The 24,418-nt window shown below is 54.6% G+C and carries 17 protein-coding genes and 6 pseudogenes; 15 read left to right on the top strand and 8 right to left on the bottom strand.

Annotated elements, in window-relative coordinates; all coding sequences use genetic code 11:
- Window positions 1-221 precede the first annotated feature (221 nt).
- Window positions 222-2,537, top strand: a complete 2,316-nt coding sequence (locus tag ACR0K5_RS24290) for a xanthine dehydrogenase family protein molybdopterin-binding subunit (protein ID WP_480632109.1) — start codon at window positions 222-224, stop codon at window positions 2,535-2,537.
- Here the strand turns inward: ACR0K5_RS24290 and ACR0K5_RS24285 are convergent.
- From ACR0K5_RS24285 to ACR0K5_RS24270, 4 genes and pseudogenes are all read right to left on the bottom strand, one after another.
- Window positions 2,503-2,811 carry a lipocalin-like domain-containing protein gene (locus ACR0K5_RS24285; RefSeq protein ID WP_480632108.1) on the bottom strand — a complete coding sequence of 103 codons (309 nt, stop codon included), beginning with the start codon at window positions 2,809-2,811 and terminating at the stop codon, window positions 2,503-2,505. The genes ACR0K5_RS24290 and ACR0K5_RS24285 overlap by 35 nt on opposite strands.
- Before the next feature lie 200 nt (window positions 2,812-3,011).
- Window positions 3,012-3,596 carry a transporter gene (locus ACR0K5_RS24280; RefSeq protein WP_480632111.1) on the bottom strand — a complete coding sequence of 195 codons (585 nt, stop codon included), beginning with the start codon at window positions 3,594-3,596 and terminating at the stop codon, window positions 3,012-3,014.
- 76 nt (window positions 3,597-3,672) lie between these two features.
- A pseudogene (locus tag ACR0K5_RS24275) lies at window positions 3,673-3,765 on the bottom strand (IS6 family transposase); the annotation flags it as partial.
- A 362-nt stretch (window positions 3,766-4,127) separates the two neighbouring features.
- A complete protein-coding gene (locus ACR0K5_RS24270) occupies window positions 4,128-5,117 on the bottom strand; it encodes a LacI family DNA-binding transcriptional regulator (protein ID WP_480632107.1) in 990 nt (329 codons plus the stop codon).
- Window positions 5,118-5,282: 165 nt separating this feature from the next.
- Here ACR0K5_RS24270 and ACR0K5_RS24265 point away from each other — a divergent pair, with 165 nt between their 5' ends.
- The 11 genes and pseudogenes from ACR0K5_RS24265 (at window position 5,283) to ACR0K5_RS24215 (ending at window position 14,965) form a co-directional block, all read left to right on the top strand.
- On the top strand, window positions 5,283-6,299 hold the full coding sequence (locus ACR0K5_RS24265; protein ID WP_480632106.1) for an ABC transporter substrate-binding protein: 1,017 nt from the start codon (window positions 5,283-5,285) through the stop codon (window positions 6,297-6,299).
- A gap of 71 nt (window positions 6,300-6,370) precedes the next feature.
- Window positions 6,371-8,581, top strand: a complete 2,211-nt coding sequence (locus ACR0K5_RS24260; protein WP_480632105.1) for an ABC transporter permease — start codon at window positions 6,371-6,373, stop codon at window positions 8,579-8,581.
- A complete protein-coding gene (locus ACR0K5_RS24255; protein ID WP_480632104.1) occupies window positions 8,578-9,639 on the top strand; it encodes an ABC transporter ATP-binding protein in 1,062 nt (353 codons plus the stop codon). Before ACR0K5_RS24260 ends, ACR0K5_RS24255 begins: the two co-directional genes overlap by 4 nt.
- Window positions 9,636-10,439 (top strand): inositol monophosphatase family protein, encoded by an 804-nt coding sequence (locus tag ACR0K5_RS24250; protein ID WP_480632103.1) that lies wholly within the window; start codon window positions 9,636-9,638, stop codon window positions 10,437-10,439. The genes ACR0K5_RS24255 and ACR0K5_RS24250 overlap by 4 nt, the downstream gene beginning before the upstream one ends.
- Window positions 10,440-10,735: 296 nt before the next feature.
- Window positions 10,736-10,933 (top strand): annotated as a pseudogene (locus ACR0K5_RS24245) (Gfo/Idh/MocA family oxidoreductase); the annotation flags it as partial.
- A gap of 142 nt (window positions 10,934-11,075) precedes the next feature.
- Window positions 11,076-11,228: pseudogene (locus ACR0K5_RS24240) on the top strand (IS6 family transposase); the annotation flags it as partial.
- Window positions 11,229-11,283: 55 nt separating this feature from the next.
- Window positions 11,284-11,388: pseudogene (locus ACR0K5_RS24235) on the top strand (IS5/IS1182 family transposase); the annotation flags it as partial.
- A 478-nt stretch (window positions 11,389-11,866) separates the two neighbouring features.
- Window positions 11,867-12,394: a roadblock/LC7 domain-containing protein gene (locus tag ACR0K5_RS24230; RefSeq protein WP_480632102.1), complete on the top strand. Its 528-nt coding sequence runs from the start codon at window positions 11,867-11,869 to the stop codon at window positions 12,392-12,394.
- 113 nt (window positions 12,395-12,507) lie between these two features.
- Window positions 12,508-13,185 (top strand): response regulator, encoded by a 678-nt coding sequence (locus ACR0K5_RS24225; RefSeq protein WP_480632110.1) that lies wholly within the window; start codon window positions 12,508-12,510, stop codon window positions 13,183-13,185.
- A gap of 238 nt (window positions 13,186-13,423) precedes the next feature.
- Complete coding sequence (locus ACR0K5_RS24220) at window positions 13,424-14,542, top strand: sensor histidine kinase (protein ID WP_480632101.1); 1,119 nt, start codon at window positions 13,424-13,426, stop codon at window positions 14,540-14,542.
- 102 nt (window positions 14,543-14,644) lie between these two features.
- Window positions 14,645-14,965: a hypothetical protein gene (locus ACR0K5_RS24215; RefSeq protein ID WP_480632100.1), complete on the top strand. Its 321-nt coding sequence runs from the start codon at window positions 14,645-14,647 to the stop codon at window positions 14,963-14,965.
- A 776-nt stretch (window positions 14,966-15,741) separates the two neighbouring features.
- Here the strand turns inward: ACR0K5_RS24215 and ACR0K5_RS24210 are convergent.
- Genes ACR0K5_RS24210 through ACR0K5_RS24195 form a run of 4 tightly spaced genes read right to left on the bottom strand, consistent with a single transcriptional unit; the run spans window position 15,742 to window position 22,059 of the window.
- On the bottom strand, window positions 15,742-16,986 hold the full coding sequence (locus ACR0K5_RS24210) for an NAD(P)/FAD-dependent oxidoreductase (protein ID WP_480632099.1): 1,245 nt from the start codon (window positions 16,984-16,986) through the stop codon (window positions 15,742-15,744).
- A gap of 15 nt (window positions 16,987-17,001) precedes the next feature.
- Complete coding sequence (locus ACR0K5_RS24205) at window positions 17,002-18,012, bottom strand: Ldh family oxidoreductase (RefSeq protein WP_480632098.1); 1,011 nt, start codon at window positions 18,010-18,012, stop codon at window positions 17,002-17,004.
- Between the two features lie 57 nt (window positions 18,013-18,069).
- Window positions 18,070-19,590, bottom strand: a complete 1,521-nt coding sequence (locus tag ACR0K5_RS24200) for a trimethylamine methyltransferase family protein (protein WP_480632097.1) — start codon at window positions 19,588-19,590, stop codon at window positions 18,070-18,072.
- 15 nt (window positions 19,591-19,605) lie between these two features.
- On the bottom strand, window positions 19,606-22,059 hold the full coding sequence (locus ACR0K5_RS24195) for a GcvT family protein (RefSeq protein WP_480632096.1): 2,454 nt from the start codon (window positions 22,057-22,059) through the stop codon (window positions 19,606-19,608).
- 235 nt (window positions 22,060-22,294) lie between these two features.
- Between ACR0K5_RS24195 and ACR0K5_RS24190 the strand changes: the two genes are divergently transcribed.
- The 3 genes and pseudogenes from ACR0K5_RS24190 to ACR0K5_RS24180 form a co-directional block, all read left to right on the top strand.
- On the top strand, window positions 22,295-23,221 hold the full coding sequence (locus ACR0K5_RS24190) for a LysR substrate-binding domain-containing protein (RefSeq protein ID WP_480632095.1): 927 nt from the start codon (window positions 22,295-22,297) through the stop codon (window positions 23,219-23,221).
- Between the two features lie 76 nt (window positions 23,222-23,297).
- Window positions 23,298-24,124: pseudogene (locus ACR0K5_RS24185) on the top strand (IS3 family transposase); the annotation flags it as partial.
- A gap of 92 nt (window positions 24,125-24,216) precedes the next feature.
- Window positions 24,217-24,418: pseudogene (locus ACR0K5_RS24180) on the top strand (IS6 family transposase); the annotation flags it as partial.

The raw sequence follows: 24,418 nt of genomic DNA, 5'->3' as shown, positions 1-24,418 counted from the left end.
TCATCTCCACTCCTTGGCGGTTACGATGAGCCAGAAACCCTCTCTTATCAAATCAACCTAAACTGTCCCATTGGTGCTGACGTCAGACAGGCCTCGGTAAACTTATTACCCTTTTTCCAAACATAGACAAACCGCCGGAATAGCTTGTTCGGGCCGACCATACATGCATGCTGGAGAAATTGATTTCATCGTAGAATTCTCGCTTTTGGCTGGAGATTTCAATGCAGAAATTCGGAGCCTACAATCCATGGTCCCGACGCGAAGATGACAGATTGCTGCGCGGAGAAGGGACTTTTGTCGATAACATCGCGCCAGCAGGCGCGCTTTTTGCGCATTTTTTCAGATCGCCCATAGCGCACGCAAAAATTACCAAGTTGAACGTTTTCAACGCGCGCCAGATGGAAGGCGTGCATTTGGTATTAAGCGCTGACGACTTACACGCATCTGGTATTGCAGAAGGATTGCCTTTCGAAGTTGTGGAATGCTCGGGCGGTAGTATTGGCGCCGCGCCCAGACGGCCATTGCTCGCCGAAGAAAAGGCGCGTTTTGTCGGCGAACCTATTGCAATGGTGGTGGCAACGACGCCGCAATTAGCGCTAGACGCCTGCGAGTTGATCGAATTCGAGTACGAAGAGTTGCCTTCGCACATGCGCGTTTCAGCAGGTGGAGAGCCGTTACACGGCGAAGCGCCGGACAATTGCGCATTCAACTGGTCCACGGGCGATGAGGCAGCTTGTCAGACAGCGTTTTCAAAGGCCGCGTACACAGTTTCCAAGACCGTTCACAACAACAGGATCATCGTGAACTCAATTGAGGCTCGGGGGTGTTTTGCTGAACCGGTGGACGGTAGAATTCATCTTGCACTGAACAGTCAAGGCGTCCAGAGCACCAAAGATGAAATCGTCCGGATTCTTGGTATCGCATCGAAAGACATCCACGTTACGACGCCAGATGTCGGGGGCGGGTTCGGTTTGAAAGCCATGTCATACCCTGAACCCATTTTGGTCACGCATGCGGCGCGGGTTTTGAACCAACCGGTTCGCTGGATGTCCGACCGAACGGAGGCAATGCTGACTGACGCCGCTGCCCGTGACCTGGATCACGATGCCGAAATGGCATTTGATAGCGACTATCGTCTTATCGGATATCGTGTCGAAACAAGATGCAATCTGGGTGCCTACAACAGCGACCTTGGGCAACTTATCCAAACCGATTATTTTGCAATGGTTCTGTCCGGTGCGTATCAGGTGCAGAATTGTTATTTGAACGTGAAAGGCATTTTCACCAATACAGCGCAGACCGATGCCTACCGTGGTGCCGGGCGTGCCGAGGCCAGTTATGTTCTGGAACGAATGATGGACTATGCGGCCCGCGAACTTGGTGTCGATCCGTGGGAATTGCGACGACGCAATTTTATCCAGCCCGAGCAGTTTCCTTACATCAACGCGACGGGTGAGAAATATGATCCGGCAAACTACGACCGCGTTCTGGACCGGGCAGAGCAGGTAGCCGACAGATCAGGGTTTGCTAAGCGGAGAGCCGATAGTGAAGCCCGCGGCAGATTGCGCGGGATCGGGCTGAGCTATTACGTTATGAATGCGATAGGCAATTCCAAGGTCAGTGCGCGTTTGGAATTTCCCGTCGGTGGATCAGCCATTCTAACCGTTCCATCGCAGTCCTCGGGACAGGGACACGAAAGTGTGTTTGCCGCGTTTCTTTCGAAACAAACCGGAATTCCTGAAGATAAGATTGCCGTCATTCAGGGGGACAGCGACAAGACGGGGATTGGTGTCGGCACAGGCGGGTCAAGCTCAGTGACGACCACCGGCAACGCAACATTGGTAACTGTCTCGAATGCTGTTGAGATTCTCCGCCCCTTTGTCGCCAAAACCATGCAGGTTGACCCTGATCTGGTTGAGTTTGACGGCGAGACCTTTCGCGCTCCGGGGTCAAACCTGACACCCTCGATGCTGGAAGCCGCCGATATGGTACGCGCAGCCGGAAGGGCCGACCTTTTGGATATTGAAGGGGTCGGCAAAATCGATACCTGGGCCTTTCCAAATGGCGCGCATGTTGCCGAGGTTGAACTGGACTCTGAAACCGGAGTGGTGACTCTTGAGAAATACACGGTGGTCAGCGATTTCGGTAACCTGATTAACCCCATGCTGGTTGAAGGTCAGGTGCACGGCGGTTGCGCCCAAGGAATTGGTCAGGCGCTATTGGAACGCACTGTTTTCGATGACAACGGTCAACTGCTTTCAGCGAGTTTCATGGATTACGTACTGCCAAGAGCGTCGGACTTTCCACATTTCGACTATGTTAACGAGCCGGTCCCGTCTACTGCAAATACAATGGGTGTCAAAGGCTGCGGTGAAGCTGGAACCGTCGGCTCAATTTCCGCTGTCGCCAATGCCGTAGCTGACGCTCTGTGCACACGCGGAGTCGCTAACCTTGATATTCCGATTACCCCGGAACGCATTTGGCGATTGGTGCAACAAGCTTCTACAAATCCAGAGCGTCGTTCGGATGCGTATTGAAGGCAAACGAATCTAATAGCCCAAAGCCGGCAAACGACTTCGCCTTCAATGACCAATCGCCGCAGTACGAGAAGTAGCTGGGGTAGTCACGTGAGTTGGCTCCTTCGACATGCGTGTCAGGGTTCCACAGGTGAGCCGACATGAACCCATCGCCCGCGTAGACGATCCGGCCCTGCGGGTTGTCGCCACAGGGTTGGAGAGTGGAGCCGTCGTCAAACTCCGCTACGAAACTCTTCAATACCCATGTTCCGATTATCGAGACGGTCGCCCTCATTCTGACAAGGCTAACCCAGAAAATGGCTACACGGCAACGACTGGTTGAACTTAGAACTGCCGCTCCCTGAGGTCAGTATTATTGGCCGCCGCAGCAGGCCTTCACGACTAGACTTTGCAGCTTCCGAGATGCGGACAAACTTGCCGTCTTCTTTGTGCTGTCTGAATGCTGAGTATTTGACCTCGATGCCGGTTCATGCTTCAAAATCTAAAGGGTGCAGAAATGGACAATACCGTGTCGGGAGCATCGTCTGTAACTCCGAAAGCGGCATTCAGGTTCAAGAACAGATCCCGTTTCAAGACTACGCCGAGGCCGAAGTCCAATATGCCTGTTGTCGTTGACGTGCCCGGTACAGAAACTCCATCGGATTTCAAATCGTCCTCAAAGAAGTAGCGAAGTGATACCGAGGAAGACACATCTGGAGTAATTGCCAAAGACCCGCCAAATCCAAGTCCGTATTCGGGAGCGCGTTCCACTTTCACGCCATTAAAGTGGTCTGAAAATCTGTAGCGGTAAGAAATGTCCCCAAACAGAGCGACCAGCGCAATCGTCTTTACCACGCTCAATCTGCCAGCCAGTTCATGGAAACCGGAACCGATCGGAACCGGGTTTTGGCTAAAATCATCACCCGTCGGTGCAGAATAGCTTAAACTGGCGACAAAAGAAGGGTCTGACCCGCCACGTCCGATTTCTTTCCGAACAGTCAGTTCGGTGTCACCCAATCCGTCATTGGACCCGATGCCAGAAATGTCCCGGTTCCACAGTGATGTGCGGACGCCGATCATCCAACCATTTTGAAGCCCCATACGGGTTCTGTCGCGAATTCCTTTGAAGGCTGGGGAGATTGCGCAGGCGGATCTATTACCCTGCCAGTTGAGCAAACTGCTGAAACGGGGAGAGTCCGGGCGTGTATTGGCATTTGCGGATCATGTTGACCAGTTCGATACCGGCAATGGCCAGACGACTTTGGGCGATGATGGCTACAAGAAGAGACTACCAGATTCAGGCCGCTGTTTGACTGCGCGACCCGATTACTGGCACGACTGAGAGGACGAAGAAACGGTTACGGAACACGATGATCTTGAGATTGGCATTGGGGAAACCAGGAGAATATTGTGGCCCACGAGTCCGCTAAGCTGATTAAGACCCAAGCTTCGCATCTCTATAAGGGCCCGCCGACAGTGTTTCGGCACATCAGAGGCCGGACACATGACTGCACCCGATCAAAATTTCCAAGGCTTTGAATTCGCTCTCAGTAACCGGGGCATCCACACATGAATTATCTTGATAAAGCGCAATATTCTTCTGCGGACGGATCACTTTGTGCTGTTGCGCCACACCATCCTGACCGGAATAGTCGCAATTGCACTTTCCCCGGATTCTTCCGTGGTCCAATCCAGAGAAGCTTTTGCTATCTTCTCGACGGGTTGCTTGAACGTCGTAAGTTTGTAGCTTTCCCATCCCGCTTGCGCGACGTTGTCAAATCCGACTACGGCAAGCTCTTCTGGAATTCGAAGCCCCAACTTATGCCGCGCAATATCCATAACGCCAAATGCTAAAAGATCGGTAGTGCAGAATACACCGTCCGGTCTTTGAGTGCCGCTGAGCAATTCGCTACCTATCTCCTGCCCGGTTTCATAGGATGTGGAGCCTAACACGCAACGCGTGACGGGTATTTCTCTTTTATACGCGGCGTTCAGAAAGGCTCTCTCTCGCTCCAACAAGCTTAGTGTAGCAGTTTCCGAATTAGCGATTGCAACGGATTTGCAACCTGAGTTGATCAAAGCGTTCAAGGCCGTTTCGCCAACAGATTTGTTGTCCGGCAAAATGTGTAAGGTATTGGGGATGTTGTCGGTTCGATTAATCAGCACGAGCTTGACGCCATTACTTTGGCAAACTTCGGCGATTGACCTGTCGGGTGATCCGGAAAGGACAATTGCTGCTTCCGTTCTGAAGCGGATAGCTTGCATCAATGCATCCCTGACAGACTCGTCGGTACCGCTAGTATTGATCAAAATTGTTATTTTTCCAGCCGCCTGAAACTCTTTCGTCATGACAGACAAAACCTCCGCCCGGTGCGGGGTTTCGATTTCCGAGGCGATCAACGCAACTATGCCGCTGCTTGCGCTGTTCAGGCTTTTGGCTAGATGGTTCACTTGATAGCCGAGCGCTTCCGCAGCTTTCAGAACCTGAGCACGTGTTTTGGCCGACACACTGGCGCCAGGTGTGAACGTCCGTGAGACGGCGGCACGAGAAACGCCGGCGTGACGCGCGACATCTAGGGCTGTAACTTGATTTCGCTTCATTGATCTCGTCTAAAATGTACACGTGAGCTATATCTAGTTTTTGAAATTAGTCAATAAACTAAGGATAAGAACTCTTTTTGTTGACAAAGCGAGAAAAAGAAAACAACCTCATTTGCACACGTGTACAAAGCAAAATGTACAGTTTGCACCAATGGAGGAGAAGGTATGAACATTAAAACTACGATGATGGCGAGTTCCGCATTGATGGTCATGGGCATTACAGCGCATGCGGATGAGCTGAACCTGGTATGTTCCGCAGACAATGCCGTTTGCGAGGCGCTGGTTGTTAAGTTCGAAGAAAAGTCAGACATCGACGTCAACATGATTCGCCTGTCATCGGGGGAGGCTTACGCCAAGATCCGCGCTGAGGCCCGCAACCCGCAGATGGACCTTTGGTGGGGCGGCACGGGTGATCCGCACCTGCAGGCGGCGTCGGATGAGCTGACCGAAACGTACAAATCCGACATGCTTTCAGAGTTGCAGCCCTGGGCTGTGTCGCAAGCCGAAACCTCGGGTTTTCGTACCGTTGGTGTCTATTCGGGTGCGTTGGGCTGGGGATATAACTCCGAGCTATTCGCAGAGAAAGGTATCGATGGACCCAAGTGTTGGGCTGACCTGCTTGACCCGGCATTGGCCGGAGAGATTCAGGTTGCCGATCCTAACTCATCCGGTACGGCTTACACCGTTCTGGCCACTCTCGTTCAGCTGATGGGCGAGGATGAGGCGTTTGAATACCTGATCAAGCTGGGCGACAACGTTTCACAATACACCAAGTCCGGTTCTGCTCCGGTAAAATCAGCTGCCCGCGGTGAGGCGGGCCTGGGTATCGTGTTCATGCACGACGCAGTCAAACAGGCGGAGGCCGGTTTCCCGGTCGAGGTGGTCGCACCATGTGAGGGTACAGGCTATGAGATCGGCTCGATGTCGATCATCTCCGATGGACCGAACCCGGAATCTGCGAAGGTCTTCTATGATTGGGTTCTGACACCAGAAGCCCAGAACATCATGGCGACCGTTGGGTCTTATCAAATCCCGTCCAACAAAGCTTCGGAACAGCCGGAGGCCGCGCCCAAGCTCGATGACATCAAACTCATCGATTATGATTTTGCGCAATATGGCAGCAGCGACCGCAGAAGCGGGTTGCTTGCGCGCTGGGACCGCGAAGTCGGCGCCGCAAAATAACACATGACTTGCCGGGTGGGTGACGCACCTGCTCGGCGGACAGTCTTACTTCAAGGTTTGGAAGTTCTAGCATGGCACTCGAAAATCGGCGCCTGAACGGGGCAATTCTACTCAGCTTGCTGGGGTTTTGCGTTTTGCCCTGGTACCATATCCGGTCAGGCTTTTTAAACGGTGAATGGTTGGCGGATGTCGCAACCGACGACCGGACATGGCCGGGTTTGGTACAGGTTTTTCTGGGCAACTGGCAGTTGGTGCCGGTTTTGGGATTGGTGGCGCTTGCCGTTGTCCTGAGGTCAATGAAGGTATCTAGGCAAAGAGGCGGATATCTGGCTCTCATCGGCGTGATAGGTATTTTCTGGCTGGTTTCGCAGGGTCTGGCTATCGGTTTGCGCGGATGGAACCTGGACTTCCTTTCAGCGATGTTCGGTGAAAACAACGGTCAACCGGCATTCGGGGCAGGCGCGGTATCGGTTCTGATCTTCTTTACCTGTTTGATTGCTTTTGGCTTTTCCGAACGTGGGGCACTTAAAGGGGACGCTATCGTCCTGTTGGCTATCAGTTTGCTGATCCTGTTGGTCACCACATTCATTTTCTATCCGCTGCTTTCGATGTTTGTGGGTTCTTTTCAGGATTTTCGGGGTAATTTCTCATCGGTCGGGTTCTTCAGAAATATCCAGGATCCGGCCATCTGGCAGCTCAACTGCCTGTCCGGGGGGCGGTGCGGCATAGCATGGCAGACGCTTACGTTGGCCGTTTGCACCGCGACAAGCACCACCCTGCTGGGTCTGGCGTTCGCCCTTGTACTGACCCGTACCAACGTGCCCTTCCGGAAGGGTTTGAGAATTCTCAGCATCTTGCCAATCATCACCCCGCCATTTGTCATCGGACTTGCCTTGATATTAATGCTTGGACGAACCGGCTTTGTCACCGAGGCGATCGAGGCGGTGACCGGCATTGAGCTTGGGCGCTGGATTTACGGACTGCCGGGCATCTGGATTGCCCAGACCCTGAGCTTTACGCCCATCGCATTTTTGGTCCTTGTCGGCGTGGTCGAAGGCGTAAGCCCTTCTTTGGAAGAAGCCAGCCAGACAATGCGGGCTGGCCGGTGGCTGACATTCCGGAAAGTATCCCTTCCGTTGATGGCTCCCGGATTGGCCAACGCTTTCCTCATTGGGTTCATCGAATCCATGGCCGACTTTGGAAACCCTCTGGTTCTGGGCGGAAACGGGGGCGTCTTGTCGACCGAAATCTTCTTTGCGGTTGTCGGGGCACAAAGTGACCCGTCAAGAGCGGCCGTTCTGGCGATCATTCTGCTTTCCTTCACCCTGAGCGCGTTCTTCATTCAGCGTCGTTGGCTGGGCAAAAAGAACTTTGCAACCGTGACCGGCAAGGGCGATGGCGGGCGCAATATTCCTATGCCGAAAGCAATGGCCATTCCCGTCTGTGCGGTGGTCGCGGTTTGGAGCTTGTTTACCGTCGCCATTTACGGATTGATCCTGTTTGGCGGTTTCGTGAAAATCTGGGGCCTAGACCACACTCTGACGCTTGCAAACTACGCTACTGCTTTCTCGGTTTCCTTTACTGATGGCGTTTCCTTTACGGGTGTTGCTTGGGACAGTTTCTGGACCACAATGTGGATCGCATTGGTTGCCGCGCCGTTGACAGCCGCCGTTGGCATCCTTGCCGCCTGGTTGATCGTACGTCAAAAATTCCCGGGCCGGGCAGCGTTCGAGTTTGGCCTGATGCTGAGCTTTGCAATCCCCGGAACCGTTATTGGCATCAGCTATATTCTAGCGTTCAATCTGCCGCCAATCCAGATGACAGGCACCGCGCTTATCCTGATCTTCTGCTTTGTTTTCAGAAATATGCCCGTAGGCGTCAGGGGTGGTATCGCGGCGATGGCGCAGCTGGACAAGAATCTCGATGAGGCATCGCTGACTCTGGGCGCCAATAGTGCACGGACCTTGCGCAAGGTCATTCTGCCACTGCTTCGTCCGGCAATAACGGCAGCACTGGTTTACAGTTTTGTACGCGCAATCACGTCCGTTTCTGCTGTGATTTTCCTGGTCAGTGCCAAGTACAATATGGCGACCTCATACATCGTTGGTTTGGTGGAAAACGGCGAATACGGCGTGGCGATCGCTTACAGCTCGGTTCTTATCTTTGTCATGGTCGGCGTCATCGTGGTGTTCCAGCTATTGGTTGGTGAACGCAAATTGCGCCGCGGAGACATCAGCACAACGAAACAAATACAAGCAAAGTCACGAAAGGCAGTGGCATGAACACTATGAAAACAGGGTCCGTCAGTTTCGAGGGAATTCAGAAGTCCTTTGGTGATTTCACCGCCATTCACAACCTGAACCTTGATATTCAGCCCGGACAGCTGGTGACATTGCTCGGCCCGTCAGGCTGCGGAAAAACAACGACACTTCGAATGCTGGCGGGTTTAGAAACACCGACCACGGGCCGGATTGTCATTGGCGACAAGGATGTGACGCATCTTCCGCCAAACCAGCGCGATGTGGCGATGGTATTTCAATCCTATGCGCTTTTCCCGCATATGTCGGTTCTTGCGAACGTGAAATACGGGCTTGAAGCGGTGGGCCGGGACAATGCGGATCGACTGGCCGCCGAAGGTCTGGACACTGTCGGGCTTGGGGCGCTTGCCAATCGATATCCTGCTGAACTGTCCGGGGGCCAGCAACAGCGCGTTGCAGTTGCGCGGGCATTGGTTCTTGAGCCGCAAGTGCTTTTGCTGGACGAGCCGCTTTCCAACCTGGATGCCAGATTGCGCCGGTCTGTACGGACTGAAATTCGCTCGTTGCAACAGGAGCTTGGGTTTACAGCTGTTTATGTGACGCATGATCAGGAAGAAGCTTTGGCGGTATCCGACCGGATCATCGTCATGCGCGACGGAGTCATCGAACAAGACGGAACACCCAAAGAACTATACCGCTCACCCGCAAGCGAGTTCATCGCCGATTTCATCGGAGAAGCCAACATTATGGGCTGTGAAGTTACCAATTGTGCCGATGGAACGGCGACCGTCTTGATTGGTGGAGATCAGTATCAGATCGACGCGAACCGGGCCAAGCCGGGACATGCGAAGGTGGCAATCCGGGCGAACTCAATTCATCTTGCGCCCAAAGAAAGTGGCCAACTTCAGGCCAAAGTCGCTTCCGTCGCGTATCTGGGAGACAAAATGGAATATGTTCTCGAATGGGGCGAGAACAGTATTTTTGCAACGTCACCAGACACTGAAAGCCGATTTGATATCGGCGACCTGACCTCACTGCGCTTTGACCCCATCGGCGTTGCGTTGATCGGAGAAAGTCATTGACAGCTCTGTGCCAGAAATACCCTGCAAACGAACTGACACAACGAAGCCAGTTGGCTGAAGAAATTGCTTTTGAAGCCGGAAGTATGGCATTGGCCTTCTTTGAGAAGCGTGAATCGCTGATCATTGAAGAAAAGCGCCATCCGCAAGATTTGGTTTCTGAAGCGGATAAATCCGTCGAACGGTTCATACGCAAGAAGATCGCAGAGAGATTTCCAGACGATGGCCAAATCGGTGAAGAGTTTGGATATTCAAAGGGAATAACCGGTTATGATTGGGTGATTGACCCGATCGACGGAACGGCACCATTTTTGAATGGTATGCCTGGATGGTGCGTGTCTATCGGGTTGATGAAAGGCTCCGAAGCTGTCGCCGGAGTTATTTATGCCCCTGCGTTGCAGGAAACATTTTCAGCCCAGCAGGGTTGCGGTACGTTTCTGAACGGGCGACGTGTGACAACAACGGATCAACTGACATTGCAAACTGGTCTACTGGGCGTTGGTGCCAATGACCGGGTGGACCCAGTGACAACGGCGAAACTGTTTGAAGATCTCATGACTTCCGGCGCAAGCTGGGTGCGGTATGGATCAGGTGCACTCATGCTGGCGTGGGTCGCCGCCGGTCGTTTGGTTGGATATATTGAACCGCGTATGTCCGTCTGGGATTGTTGTGCGGGTTATTGTCTGATCAATGAGGCCGGGGGCAGGACACGCAGATTGCCGGATGAAGATAACCTCTTGGAGGCATTCCCCGTATTGGGTGCGAATACGTCGGTTTTTGAGGAAATCTATGACCTGACCTGAGCTGCCGATCTAGGCATGTGAACGTACTCCAGTTGTTCACAAAACGCTCATCTAAAGGTTTGAAAAACGGGCGACTTTTTGAGGTGCGTTTCGATATGAAGACGCCGCACTCATCTGTTGCCTCTAAATACCAGGAAATAAAATGAAACCCCTACTGAACGTTGCAGTGATTGGCGCGGGTTGAATAGGTCAAGTGCATGGGTCCGCGATTGCAGCTGTCTCAGGTACAGCTATAAAGGCTGTTTCTGATCCTTTCGAAGACGCTGCGCGCGTATTCGGATACCCATGGATGCGATGTGCGATCGGCCGAAGAAATTGAGGCGTCTGCAGACATCGACGTCGTAATCATCTGCGCGCCCACGGATACCCACGCAGACCTGATTGAACGGTTCGCACGGGCTGGCAGGGCAGATCTTCTGCGAAAATCGATCGATCTTGATGTGGATCAGGCGCGGGCCTGCGTGGATGTTGTGGCTGACACCGGCTCGGTGTTGATGCTGGGTTTCCAACGACGTTTTGACCCCGATTTCCGTGCGTTGAAGCACGCGATTAATACAGGCCGGATTGGCGATGTTGAAATGGTAATGGGTTGCCCAAGAAGATTGTCATCGACAAAAGTGGCGCTTGTATTGCGTGATCAAACGTCGGATCAGGCCCATGTTGGGTTTCAAGGCTTCCGCTTCTGCTGCATCTGCCTTAGCCGGTATCGAACTGGTCAACATGATCCGCAAAAGTCAATTCACGCCCGGACTCTCTCCGTTTCAGCAGTTTGCTCAACTGGCAGGATAATCGACTCTCCTGCTCAACCTACCTTTCCTGCAAAGAAATTTGCGACAGCAACCTTCTCAAGGATTGGAGGCGCATGGCAACACGCTATGACCGCTGCGCAAAAGTCTTCCTATCAGCCATCGCCCTCGCAGCAACCGTCATCTACTGGTATGAATCCTGAATCTAGTTTGCAATACCCTAAAACTTTCAGATTTTTAAGTTTTCCGAAAGGTCAGTTAATACTCCCGGCGCTCTGGTCACCGCTTGATTGTTGGGTAATGAGGCGGGGTCTTATGCTAAGTTTAATGATATCCGGATTGGCCAGCGTGGTCTTCGAAATCGGGCATCTGTGGTCTGCGTTCCTCATAAATCCTGAAGGTGCGGTTGCTGCCTCGGCTAGTCACGCCCAATACTTGATCCTCGTCGCAGTTTCTGCACTGAATATTCTGGGAATAGTCCAAAAGCGCTCCCAAAACCCGGGCACATCCAATTCTAAAGTCACATTGAGTTCAATGTGTTACGCCACATTTCGAGCTAGAACTCTTCCTTGCCTAGACGACGGACTGGTCGACCGATTGTTCCTCCGTGCTCAAGCAGTCCGCAAGGGCGAAATTTCGCTTGAGTGCGTCGCTACATCAATAGCAGCGATTGGATAACTAATGTCAAAGCCCAACGGCAACGTGGTCTCTGTGATATCCAGATTCGGTGAAAAGGTCGGTCTGATTCAGAAATACACCATCACAATTCCACCCGCGAACGATCTGAACCGTCCGGCCCCTCGGAAGCCGAATATGGGTCAGGCAAACCATTCCAAGGCAGAAAAGGAGCCAATCATGTCATTAGACATTTCGAAACTCGGTGAAATCAAAGGACTGTTGGGGGCCTGTCTCGTCGACAGCGATACGGGCCTAATACTCGGCACGGAGGGCGGCTCCAAGATCGATCTCGAAACAGCTGGTGCGGCTAACGTTGAAGTGGTTCGCGCAAAACTGCAGGCTATCGAAGCTCTGAAGCTCAACGATTCTATCGAAGATATTCTAATCACGCTGGGCAAGCAGTTTCATCTTGTCCGTCCGTTGGAAAAAAACTCCAATATTTTTGTGTATGTCGCATTGGATAAGAAGTCGGCCAACCTGGGCCTGGCACGGTTGCAAGTCAAAGCGGTTGAGGAAACACTGAGCCTCTGATCCGCAGCCATTTGCCAAATGGACTCGGCCATCTTGATGTGGCTGGGTCTATTCTACGTTTGGTTCAGTCACGTTTCTTGGAACAGGTACTGGCTAATTTGGAGGGGCACAGAGTGAAAATACTCATTGCAGAGGACGACAAAAAGACCGCTGATTTTGTTAATTCGGGCCTGCAAGCCAACGGCTTCAGTGTGGAGTGGTATGAAGATGGTCGGGATGCCCTTTCCTATTGCTTGTACAATGACTGTGATGCCATCATTCTTGATCGCATGTTGCCGGGAATGGACGGTCTTTCCGTTCTGAAAGCCCTGCGAGCGGCTAAAAGACAGACCCCTGTTCTGTTCCTCACATCAATTGGAGATGTTCAGGATAGAGTTGAGGGGCTGACTGAGGGCGCCGATGACTATCTGGTAAAACCCTTTCATTTCTCCGAGCTTCTTGCGCGACTGTACAGCATTATCAAACGCCACTCTGCCGGAGTTACAACGACCGAACTTCAAGTTCACGATCTTTCAATGAATTTGCTCAGCAGGGTCGTCAAACGACAAAATCAGGTAATAGAATTGTTGCCGCGCGAGTTTGCCTTCCTGGAAGTTCTGATGCGAAACTCAGGACGGATCGTGACGCGCACCATGCTTCTGGAACAAGTCTGGGATTACAATTTCGATCCGAATTCAACCGTGATCGAGACGTATATCAGCCGGCTGAGGTCAAAGATTGACAAGCCCTTTGAGGCGCCCCTTTTGCATACGTCCCGAAACATTGGATACAGCCTTCATGGACCGCGCTAGCATTTTCTCAGGCGCCCCATTCCGGACAGCCTGCTATGCTGCGTTGGTTGTTTGGATCATCACCGCTGTTTTCGGTTACGCGGCTTATTTGGCGCTGGAAGACAGGCTCCGCCTCAACCTTGAACAACAAATCCTTGAAGAAGAAATTCTGCTTCACGAGATACTGTTGGACGGGGGCGCAGACGCAGTTCAGAGGGCGATTGAACATTTGAACAGCCCCAACCGAACCGGGCTTCACATGATTGCGCTGTTTGACAAACACAATTCGGCACTTGCTGGATCTGTCGCGAAAGTACCCGGCACAAATGGCTGGCATGAGGTTGATCCGGATTTCGTGGAGATCGGTGGAGCTGCTCCGGTCTACCTGCTTCACGCCTCCGACTATCTTGGTTATCGCACGGTGGTCGCCCGCAGCCTGACATCACTCAATCAAGCTTTGACGACGCTTTGGGAAGGGTTGTTGCTCTTGACGCTTGCGACAACCGCCACGGTTTTGGGGCTGGGATATTACGTCAGTTCGCAAAGCTATCGCAAACTTCAACGGATTCAGCGAACCCTTGATCTTGTCTCACAAGGGGATACAGACATTCGCCTACCCATTTCAGAAGCAAACGATCAGATTGATCGGGTTTCCCGTTTGATAAACCGACACCTCGATCGGCTGTCGAGCCTGCTCATCAGCACGCAAACAACCGCTGTCACAATAGCTCATGACTTAAAGACGCCATTATCACATGGTTTTTTGGCATTGCAGCAGGCCTATAGCGAAGTCGAGTATGGTGGCGATCCGCGTCCAACGCTCTATGAACTGGAAAGCGAGCTGAAACGTCTCAGCGCTGTCTTTGACACGATCCTGAGAATCTCTCGCATTGAAACCGGCGGATACAAGGACCAGTTTACGACGGTAAATCTGAGCGCAATTGTCGAGGATGTTGTCGAAACTTTCTATCCGGTTGCGCTAGACGAGGAAAAACACATCTCGGCAGAGTTCAACGCCGATACGGTGTTAATCCGAGGCGATGAAAACATGCTGAAGCAGTTGCTCGTCAATCTTGTAAACAACTCGCTTCGATACTGTCCATCAGGATCTTGGATCAAGATATCCCTGACAGCCAAGTCTGATCGCGTGGAACTCGTTGTGGAAGACAATGGACCGGGAGTTCCCCCGTCTCAAATCAGCAAGATATTTGACGCATTCTTCAGGGCAGACGGCGCCAGAAACGAAGCGGGAAACGGGCTTGGCTTATCTCTCGTAAAGGCTGTTGCAGTAAGGCATGGGGCAATAGTCGTTGCGGAGGACAACGAACCGGGTTTGAGGGTTTGCGTGAGCTTTGGAAGAACCCTCGCGGCCGCTTGAGTACACCTAAGAAAAAATACTCCACACCACCCTTTGGGTCCATCCGCTTGCGGGATCACTCAAACCCAAAAAGCCAATTCCAGAAAATGAGGAAATACAAAGATGAAAAAAACCGCAATCTTGATAGCGATCATGTCTGCATCCGTGGCCACTGCCGAAGAAACTGAATTCAGATGCACATCGGATGTATCCGGAGAGGAGATTCGGGTGTTTCAGAACGGAGACCTCTCGGAAGCGCGCATGATTGTCCAGGGCGCAGAAGGCCCGGCCTCCGTTGCACACGGCCTTGACGGGGTGACTTTCATCCATATCAAACCCGACGAAGTCTGGACGTTGGCCCTCCATTTCCCAACCATGACCTATGAATTATCCACCCATGGACCGACTGCCACTGAAGATCACGGACATTGTGAAAAAGGTTAGTCGCAACATTGGCTTGCTCGTGGATTGAGAGATAGGCAGGTTGAAATATTTCTAAAATGTAAGTTGGGTGAAAACACTGTGAGAGGTCTATTACTCACATTGGAAACATCTTTCGAGTTAGTTCAATATACGCGGTCAAGGAAGCTCTCGTACCCCCTCCGAAAGGGTGTCTCCGGCACCGTTAAGGCGCGGGCCACTCACTCGTAAGCAAGCCTTCCTCGGCCAATGCAGCGCCCCCCTTATAACGCCAAAATCCTCTAAAAAGGGGGGCGCTGCTGTTTTACCAGAATATGTCCGTTGCGGTTCTGTCCCAAAATTTTTTGATGGCAGAAGACCGCTTGCAAGATCAGGTCCTTCGGTAAATGCGCGCCCTTAAATGAGATCGTCACGGCCTGCTCTTGTCATGTTGCAGCACGCGCTACCAGAAATGCACTCGACCTGACAGGTAAGGGCGAAGTTTGCGACAAAACCCGGCGCCCTGCCTCGGAACGCGCCGGGGCTTGGGATTACTGTCGACCGCACCGTTCTCGGAGAGCCGACCGCCGCGTGGAAATAGTCAACAGGATCAGCAACACCAAAGTGACTGTGCTTTTCGGATTGTTGGCGAGTACACAGGCTTATGAAGACAAAACCCACGTAATGTTCTGTGGTTCGGATGTCTATTCCAAATCTCGGCCAATGCCTCAATTCAAGCGTCAGGAAACTTATACGCCCATCTGTCATTCGCCAATCAAAGCCGTGCCTTTAAACGTGTTTGAGCAACGGAACACTCAGCCTCAACCCGAGAAGCGATCCGGACAGAATGCCTGTATGTCGGTCTGGGATTGTCGACCGGCAATTTCATCCGCCACCAACCTCGCGGTCGTCGCGCCCAGTGTCAGACCCAACTGCCCGTGGCCGGTCGCAAAGGTGACGTTTGCCAGCCTGCCGCTTCGGCCAATGATCGGGCGAGTATCAGGTGTTAGCGGTCGCCGTCCGAACCGCCGATCTGCGTTTTCGGTCTGCAATCCGGGCAGCACGCGGCGTGCCTTGTCCACCAGAATATCCGCACGGCTCCAGTTCGGTTTCGCATTCACACCGGCGAATTCAATTGTCCCCGCAACCGCAAGCGACCCATCATAAGGTGTGATGCCAAACCCACCTTTTGCGTAGAAAACCGTGTGGGACAGCTCGACGCCGCTGTCCTTCAAGGCGGTGGAGTAACCTATCACGCCTTCTATCTGCAGCGGAACGCCCAATTCTGCCGCCAAATACCGGGAGCGCGTACCCGCTGCCAAGACAAACTCGTCAGCGGCAATGGTACGACCATCTTGCAGCTTTACGGCCGTTACCTGACTGCCGCTCCGGTCAAAGCCGACTGCGCTGCCAGAGATGACTGCTCCCCCACGATTCAGGAAGGTTTCGTGTAGCGCCTCAACCAGTCGCTTGGGTTCGGTCACATAGCTCCAGTCTCGCAGCAGGGCGGCATACTTGAAATCCGGCGCAATGGCTGGATCGAAATCATGCGCATCTCCGCCGCTGACTTCTTCGATCGAACACCCCAGATCGCGCGCCAGATCGAAGGCCGCTGCCATGCTGGCGCGATCGTCATCGCCGTCAAACAGCTTGATGACCGGGCGTTCCACCAGCAGCTCAGGTCGCCCGATATCGGCCAGTTGCGCTTTGAAATCCGCAGTTGCCAGAAAGGTCAGTCGCGCCAAATCCTCCGCAATGGCCCGCATTTTCGAAGGGCGTGCGTTGGCAACAAACCGGGTGAACCACGGCGTCAGTCGCAAGGCCGAGCTTGGGCGCAGCGTCAAAGGTGCCTTGGGATGCATCAACAAACCGGGAACTTTCAGCAGCATTCCGGGCTGAGACAGCGGCACGATCTCACCCACGGCGATACAACCGCACGAGGCCCAGCTGGCCCCCTCACCCACCGGACCTGGCTCGATGACGGAGACACGAAACCCCTCAGTCTGCAAAGCCAGCGCGCAGGAGATACCCACGATGCCGCCGCCGATCACCACCAGGTTAAGCATGTTGTACGACCTTTCCTACAACGCCTGCAACTGTGCCAGCAGGTCCGGTGCAACCGAAACTCCATTCGCTTGGGTCGTCGCGCGGTTTTTCAGTCGCCCATCACCGGGCACGCGCGCGGTTCCGTTGCCCTCGATCTCGGCACAGATGTGGGTGATGTAATCGTTGAACGCAGGGTTGCCGAACCGTTTCGGGTCGATTGCAATTAGGGTTGCCCCGCCTTTGATTTTGAGGGCTCCAAAGGACTCGCGCTCCTGATTGTCGACCGACAAGGTGCCCCCGGCCAGCGCCGCGCCCAGTACCTCGATCAGAAAGGCGATGGCCGCGCCTTTGTGTTCGCCAAACGGCAACAGGCTGCTGGTTTTCAGAATAGCGTTGGGATCGGTCGTCGACTGGCCCGAGGTATCCAGCCCGCTGGGGCGCGGCAGGTTATGCCCCTCGGCGGCAGCCATGCGCACATCCATCAGCGCAACAATCGAGGACGCCTGATCCCAGAGGACGGGCTCGGCACCTTCACGCGGGCAGGCAAAGGACATCGGGTTGGTGCCAAAAACCGGACGCAGCCCTCCTTGGGGCACGACCATCGACAACGAATTCACAACCCCCAGTGCGACCAGCCCCTCCTGTGCTAACGGTTCAGTGTCGAACCGCAGCGCGCCCAGATGGTGGCAATTGGCGCAGGTGAATGACGCGATACCCTTTTCGCGGGCCATCTCAATTAGCTCATCCCGCGCATCCGCCCCCGCTATCTGGTAATAGCCATTATCTCCATCGCCGCGTAAAACGCCTGGTGCAATGCGTTTAATGGTGGGATTGGCCATCGGATTTGCATAGTTTGATTCAAAGCTCTGCACATAGACTGGCAGCATCCGCAAACCATGACTGCGCGGACCGTCACCTTTGTACCGCATAACCAGATTCGCCAGAATTTCGCTCCCGCGTTCGTCCATGCTGGCGGACACAAGGGCGGATTTAGCCAATACCTTCACCTCTTCGAATGAGAGCGTTTTCGTCGGGGCGTCAGTCATATGCCTCATCCTGTCCTTGTGGACGACTGGCGGGCCCTGGCGCACCCGTGTTTTCAGTTACGAGTTCTGATATTCCAGCTTCTTCTTGGCAACAAATTCGTCGAGGGCACCGCGCTGATCATCCGGTATCGCCGGCTTGACGTAGTTGTCCAGAATACGCTGCGCCTCTAGGTTGCCTACGGTTTCCGCGGTTTTCGACCCTTCCGCTTCCCACTGTTCGAAACTGTCATTGTTCTGCAGCGGGTTCATGTGAAGCGGATTTTCCCGGGTATGGTCTGTTCCAAGGAAGTGTCCGCCGGGGCCGATCTCGGCAATGTCATCCAGGATTGCGTCCAGGTTTTCCTCCTCAAGACCGCTGAAGAACCGGTGGAAATTCTCAAGCTGCCGGGTGTCCTGTACCCATTTCGAGTAGCTGACCCCAAGCGCGCCTTCCAGAAATCCGGCCGAATGCACGATGTAGTTGGCCCCGCCAAGCAGCACCGGCCACATGGTGTTGGCCGTATCGAACGCCGCCTGCATGTCCGGGGATTTCGCGCCGGTCCACATCGTGCAGGTCCGCCACGGGACGTCATAGAACCGCGCCATCTGACCCACCAACAGGTTCATCAGGCCGGGTTCGGGGGAGCCCATCATCGGCGCGCCGGTCTTCATTGAAACCCCCATGATCGCCACACCCAGAACCATCGGCGCTCCGCGCCGGATGATCTGGCTATAGGCCATTCCCGCCAGCGATTCCGCGATCAGCAGCGCCACGCCGCCCTGCGGGCTGGCAGGGGTTGAGGCTCCAGCCAGAACGAAGGGCGACAGCAGGCAGGGCTGGTTAGCACTGGCGTAAACCCGCAGGCTTTCCAACATGGTTTCGTCCCACACCAGCGGCGTGTTGCAGTTCAGCAGCGCGGCCATCACCACGTTGTTGTCCACGAATTCTTCGCCGAACACGATGCGGGTCATCTCAACCGAGTCACGCGCAGCCTGTTCCGACAGCACCGACCCCTTGATCGGCTTGTCAGTCAGCGTCAGCGCCGCATGGACAAGCTCAAGATGGCGCTGCGGCACGGGCACGTCCTGCGGCTCGACCGGCAGAACCCCCGGAACCATCATCGACTGGCTCATCTGGCTGAGCTTGAAGAAATTGTGCGCATCTTCCAGCATCGACGGACGGCGCACGCCATCCAGACCATAGACAAACGGGGCGCCATAGGCGTTCGCGAAAACGGAATTCCGGTTGCCGACCCGCAAAGACCGGTCCGGATTGCGTGCCGCATAACCCCATTCCGACGGAACAGCCGAGATCAGGTCCATCAACATGTCCCGACCGATACGGACCCGCTCTCCCTGAACATCGGCGCCGTATTTCTTCCAGTCAGCCAGGGCCACCGGGTCGCGGAATTCGATACCGGTGGTCTCAAGGATCGTCATGGCCGCATTGTGAATCTTTTCGACACCTTCGGGGCCAAGCAGATCAATTGGCCCGATCTTGCGGTTCAGCGTCGGCAGGTAAACTGGTGGCGGATTGGTGCGGGCCTGCACCCGCGCTGCGCGGCCACCCCGGCCAGAACGTGCTCTTGCTTGTGTCATTACAACCCCTCTGGATCAGGCGCGCGCGCGGGCGCTGGCTGGGTCAACGGCGCAGGTGTCTATCACCTCGGCATCGCGCATTTCATTGTGCACCAGCACCTGCATTTTTTTGCCCGGTGCGGCCATATCCTGCGGCACCAGCGCCATCGCTATGTCGTGGTTGCAGTAATACGAGAATCCGCCCGAAGTGACGCGACCGATCAGTTTGCCATCGGCGTAAACGCCCTCGTCGAACATCACCGACGTATCGCAGAACGGCAGTTTCAGCGTGGCCAGAACATTATACCCGCCCGCCTCTTGCTGCGCCAGAAGCGCCGCCTTACCGATGAAGTCGCGTTCACAGACCTGCCCACCGACTTTCTCGGTCATGGCCACAAAGCGGCCCAGATCGGCCTCGTACGGGGTCAGGTCCTTGCAAATCTCGCGATTGATGGCGCGATAGGACTTTTCTAGCCGCATGGACTCAAGCGCCTCAAGCCCGAACGGTTTCACGCCCGCTTTCAGCAACTGATCCACGATGTGACGGTTGTAGCCAACCGGGTGGTGCAGTTCCCAGCCAAGCTCACCGGTATAGGACACGCGCAGCAGGTGCACACCTTTGGCATAGCCCACTTCGCCCATCTGCGCGGAAAGCCACGGGAAGGCTTCGTTCGACAGATCGTTATCCGTCAGCTTCGACAGAATCTCGCGCGAGTTCGGACCGGCCAGAGCGATCACGCCCAGCTGTTCCGAGATGTCCTCGATGATGACCGAGCCATCCTTGGGCAGTAGGCGCTGCATCTGATCCCAGTTATAGGCCCGCCAGTTCGGGGTTGAGATCAGATAGAAGTCATCCTCGGCATAGCGCACGATGGTGTATTCCGCGTCCATGCCGCCCTTGTCGTTCAACATCAGCGACAGGGTCATTCGGCCCACCTTAGGCAATTTGTTCGCCACCAGGCCGTCCAGCCATTTGGCGGCGCCGGGCCCGCGCACGGTGAACTTGGTCATCGACGACATTTCGATGAAGCCAGCCTCTCCCCGGGTGCGGCGCACCTCTTCCTGAACCAGTTCCATGTGGTCGGTTCGACGGAAACTGTGTTCCGGGATCGCCTCTTCCGGGGACTTGGCGAACCAACGTGGGAATTCATAGCCGTTGAAGCTGGTCCAGACTGCGCCCTGTGCGGTCAACAGGTCATAAGACCCCATGGTTTTCATCGGGCGTGCATTCGGGAAATCCTCGCCCGGGACATGCGCGTCCATGTGGGTGCCCCAGGTTTCGCGCACTTTATCCATGGTCCAGCGCTTGGACGCATAGTCCGAAAAACGGCGTGGGTCGAGTTCCGACATGTCCATGCCTGGATCACCGTTGACGATCCACTTGGCCAGACGATGACCCACGGTGCCTCCCCACAGGATGCCGCCCGGCATCCCTTCGGCGAGCCACAGGTTGTCATGCCCCGGCGCGGGACCGGCCAGAGGCAGCTCGTCCGGGGTCATCTGGAACGGGCCGCGGGTGTTGGCCTTGATGCCGACCTCGCCCAGCGTCGGGACGCGTTCAATGGCGCGCTCCCACTGGGTTTCCACCGCGTCGAAATCTTCGGGTAGCAGGTCGGCGCCAAATTCCGGCGGCACGCGGTCTTCGGCAAACAGTTTGAGGTCCTTGGTGAACTCGTAGGGACCGAACTGGATGCCGCCCACGTCTTCGCGCAGATAAGCCCCGTAATCCTCGTCGCGCAGGATCGGGAATTCTTTCAGGCCCTGCGCTCGACGCTCTTTCAGCAGCGGTACGGTTTCGGTGGTCCAGTATTGGTGAATGATTGGAATACAGGGAAGGTCCAGCCCCACCCGGCGCGCGTTCTCGCGGGCATAGTTGCCGGTGGCAAAGATCAGGTGTTCACAGGTGATCTCGCCCTGGTTGGTGGTCACCTTCCAGTGGCCATTGTCCAGCTTTTCGTAAGATTGCGCTTCGGTATTCTGATAGACCTTCGCGCCCGCATCCCGCGCCAATTTGGCCAGCGCCATGGTGATATCGGCCGGGTTCACATAGCCGTCTTCGGTGTGCAGGATACCGCCACGAATGTCGGGGCTTTGGTTCAGCAGAGGGTGGATTTCAGCGATCTCTTCCGGCGTTACCAATTTGCAGGGAACGCCCGCGGCTTCGGCGATCGAAATGTAGGACTGGAATTCATCCCAGCGCTTCTCGGTATTGGCGACACGCAGCTGGCCCACTTTGCGCAGCCCGACCGAGGCACCCATCTTTTCTTCGACCTCGGAATAGATGCGGATAGTTTCCATCGTCATCTTCGACACATTGTGCGACCGCACAAAGGTCACCAGCAGACCCGCAGCGTGCCAGGTTGACCCCGAGGTCAGCGTCGTACGCTCCAGCATGACCGCGTCCGAACACCCATGTTCAGTCAGGCCATAAAGGATCGATGCCCCAACGCATCCGCCACCGACAACCACAACTTTTGCATGCGACTTCATTCAATCGACTCCCTAAGTCCCGCCGAAACCGGCTAAAAAACCGAGCATCCAGATTAACCCACGACGCCGGGTCTATTCGGGAATGCAGACGAGCCCATTGCCACAGACGCAAATCACCACTGTCTGGGACGGACACATTCCCTAGTGATCGAGACAAACATTGCGGGCGGCAGCTTTTCACGCAATTGCAAAAAAACTCACTTTGGGATAGTTGAAATAACTCAAGTCTTCCTCTTTGAGAAAAAAAGAGAGAAAAACAAGGTTTAAAGGTCAAATCATCTTGCCCAAAGGCCCCTATGAACTTCCCCCCGTAAGCTCGTTAATCAGCTTCGAAGCCGCCGCCCGTCATGTCAGCTTTAAAAACGCCGCGACAGAGCTGAACGTGACCCCCGCGGCAATCAGCCATCAAGTGAAATCGCTTGAGCAAGAGCTTAATTGTTCCTTGTTCCGCAGACACCACCGAGGAGTAGAACTGACCGAAAGCGGGGCCTACCTTCTGGTCGCTCTACAGCGAGGACTCGAAGGGATCAGCGAGGCGTTACAGCAGTTGCGCCTGCAATATGACAGGTCCGGAGTAACCATCCGATCCAGCACGGCTGTAAGCTCGCTATGGCTAACACATCGCCTTGCGCAATTCTGGAAAAGCTACGGCCATATCTCGGTGACACAGGTGGTCACGGATCTGGGGTTCGACACAACGAAATGCGATCTCAGCATTTGCTACGGCGACGCCTCAGAGGAAAACGCGCGCTGCCATGTTCTGTTTCGTGATCGTATTATGGCCCTCGGCAGCCCCCGCTTTCTGGAGCAGAACAATATCACTGGTATCCAAGACCTCGCGCGAATCCCCTTGATTCACCTTGACGCGCCGGGAACAGGGTGGACGGATTGGCGAGAATGGACCAGCCAACTGGGATACGACGGACCTTTGAATTCAGCGCATCGCGTAAACAACTATACCATTGCACTGCAGGCAGCTCAGGACGACATGGGGGCTGTGCTGGGTTGGGAGGGCCTGACTTCAGAACTCGTATCGTCCGGTAAACTGGTCAGCCTTTTGCCGCAAACGCTGTCCTCACCACTGGATTTTTACGTGGCTCTGCACAACAGAGCATCCGACCGCGCCGAACTTGTATACCGATGGTTAGCAGAAAACTCCTAAGTGTACTAAACACTGACCTGAGCCCCTGAAACTCCTCCAGTTTTGTGTAGAGTCCGCCCAATAAGAGGACGGACACATGAAGACGAGATTCAGCGACAAGCAGATCATTCATATGATCAAAGAGCAGGAGGCTGGGGAGAAGACGGTCGACGTGTGCAGGCGCTATGGGATCAGCCAGGGCACTTTCTACAAGTACAAGTATGGCGGAATGGAAGCACCTGACGCCAGGCGGCTGGGCGAACTTGAGGGCGAGAATGCCAAACTGAAGAAGCTCTTGGCCGAGCAGATGTTGGACAACGCAATGCTTCGGGATGTGAATTCAAAAAAGTGGTAGCGCCCGATGCCAAGCGGAAGGCGGTGGCGCATCTGGTGGAGGTTCATCAGGTGAGCAAGCGTCGGGCGTGTGCGGCCCTGAATGTGAATCGCTCGACTGTCCGGTATCAATACCTCCGGGTCGGTGACGACGAACTGCGCGATGCCATGAAGGCGGTTGCGAAGGAGCGTCGCCGGTTTGGGTATCACCGGCTACATGTCATGGTGCAGCGCTAGGGTTTCGAGATAAACCACAAGACGTTCCGGCGGATTTACCGTGAAGAAAAGCTTCAGGTGCGCCGTAAGGGCGGCCGAAAGCGGGCTCTGGGCGCCAGAAGGCCAATGGTCATGCCGGATGGCCCGAACCAGCGCTGGAGCCTGGATTTCGTTCCCGACGCTTTGACCGATGGTCGCCGGTTCCGCATTCTGGCCGTGGTGGATGACCATACACGCGAGAATCTGGCTCTGATGGCTGACACGTCCCTTTCAGGCTTGCGTGTCGCGCGGGAGCTTGATCGGCTGATTTCGGAGCGCGGCCAACCCGGCACTATTGTCTCTGACAATGGCACAGAGGTCACCAGCATGGCGGTGCGGATGTGTCGCAAACTATGGGGTTTATTTGACGAGCATGCGTGATCTGAGGTTTGTACTCGTAGAATAGTATTCGAACAGGTTAATTGAGCATGATCTCATTGAAGGGCTGTCATTTCCCCAAAGATGCAGTTTTGTACGCTGTTTACTTCTATCTGCGGTACACAGTGTCCTATCGAGACTTGGAAGAAATCATGGCTGAGCGCGGCGTGCGAGTTGACCATGCCACATTGAATAGGTGGGTTGTGAAATACTCGCCGATCGTCGCAGCTCGTGCGCAATCAAAGAAGCGTC

It is taken from the genome of Ruegeria sp. AB9 (assembly GCF_056542585.1).
The sequence above is the reverse complement of the archived record's forward strand: the minus strand, read 5'-3'. Positions and strand labels throughout refer to the sequence as shown.

Bases quoted from the DNA above. Each gene is read 5' to 3' on its own strand.
- ACR0K5_RS24285 (WP_480632108.1), bottom strand. From the start codon at position 2,811: ATGAGGGCGACCGTCTCGATAATCGGAACATGGGTATTGAAGAGTTTC.
- ACR0K5_RS24210 (WP_480632099.1), bottom strand. From the start codon at position 16,986: ATGCTTAACCTGGTGGTGATCGGCGGCGGCATCGTGGGTATCTCCTGC.
- ACR0K5_RS24255 (WP_480632104.1), top strand. From the start codon at position 8,578: ATGAACACTATGAAAACAGGGTCCGTCAGTTTCGAGGGAATTCAGAAG.
- ACR0K5_RS24270 (WP_480632107.1), bottom strand. From the start codon at position 5,117: ATGAAGCGAAATCAAGTTACAGCCCTAGATGTCGCGCGTCACGCCGGC.
- ACR0K5_RS24205 (WP_480632098.1), bottom strand. From the start codon at position 18,012: ATGACTGACGCCCCGACGAAAACGCTCTCATTCGAAGAGGTGAAGGTA.
- ACR0K5_RS24215 (WP_480632100.1), top strand. From the start codon at position 14,645: ATGAAAAAAACCGCAATCTTGATAGCGATCATGTCTGCATCCGTGGCC.
- ACR0K5_RS24260 (WP_480632105.1), top strand. From the start codon at position 6,371: ATGGCACTCGAAAATCGGCGCCTGAACGGGGCAATTCTACTCAGCTTG.
- ACR0K5_RS24280 (WP_480632111.1), bottom strand. From the start codon at position 3,596: ATGATCGGCGTCCGCACATCACTGTGGAACCGGGACATTTCTGGCATC.
- ACR0K5_RS24265 (WP_480632106.1), top strand. From the start codon at position 5,283: ATGAACATTAAAACTACGATGATGGCGAGTTCCGCATTGATGGTCATG.
- ACR0K5_RS24230 (WP_480632102.1), top strand. From the start codon at position 11,867: ATGTCAAAGCCCAACGGCAACGTGGTCTCTGTGATATCCAGATTCGGT.
- ACR0K5_RS24195 (WP_480632096.1), bottom strand. From the start codon at position 22,059: ATGAAGTCGCATGCAAAAGTTGTGGTTGTCGGTGGCGGATGCGTTGGG.
- ACR0K5_RS24290 (WP_480632109.1), top strand. From the start codon at position 222: ATGCAGAAATTCGGAGCCTACAATCCATGGTCCCGACGCGAAGATGAC.
- ACR0K5_RS24220 (WP_480632101.1), top strand. From the start codon at position 13,424: ATGATTGCGCTGTTTGACAAACACAATTCGGCACTTGCTGGATCTGTC.
- ACR0K5_RS24200 (WP_480632097.1), bottom strand. From the start codon at position 19,590: ATGACACAAGCAAGAGCACGTTCTGGCCGGGGTGGCCGCGCAGCGCGG.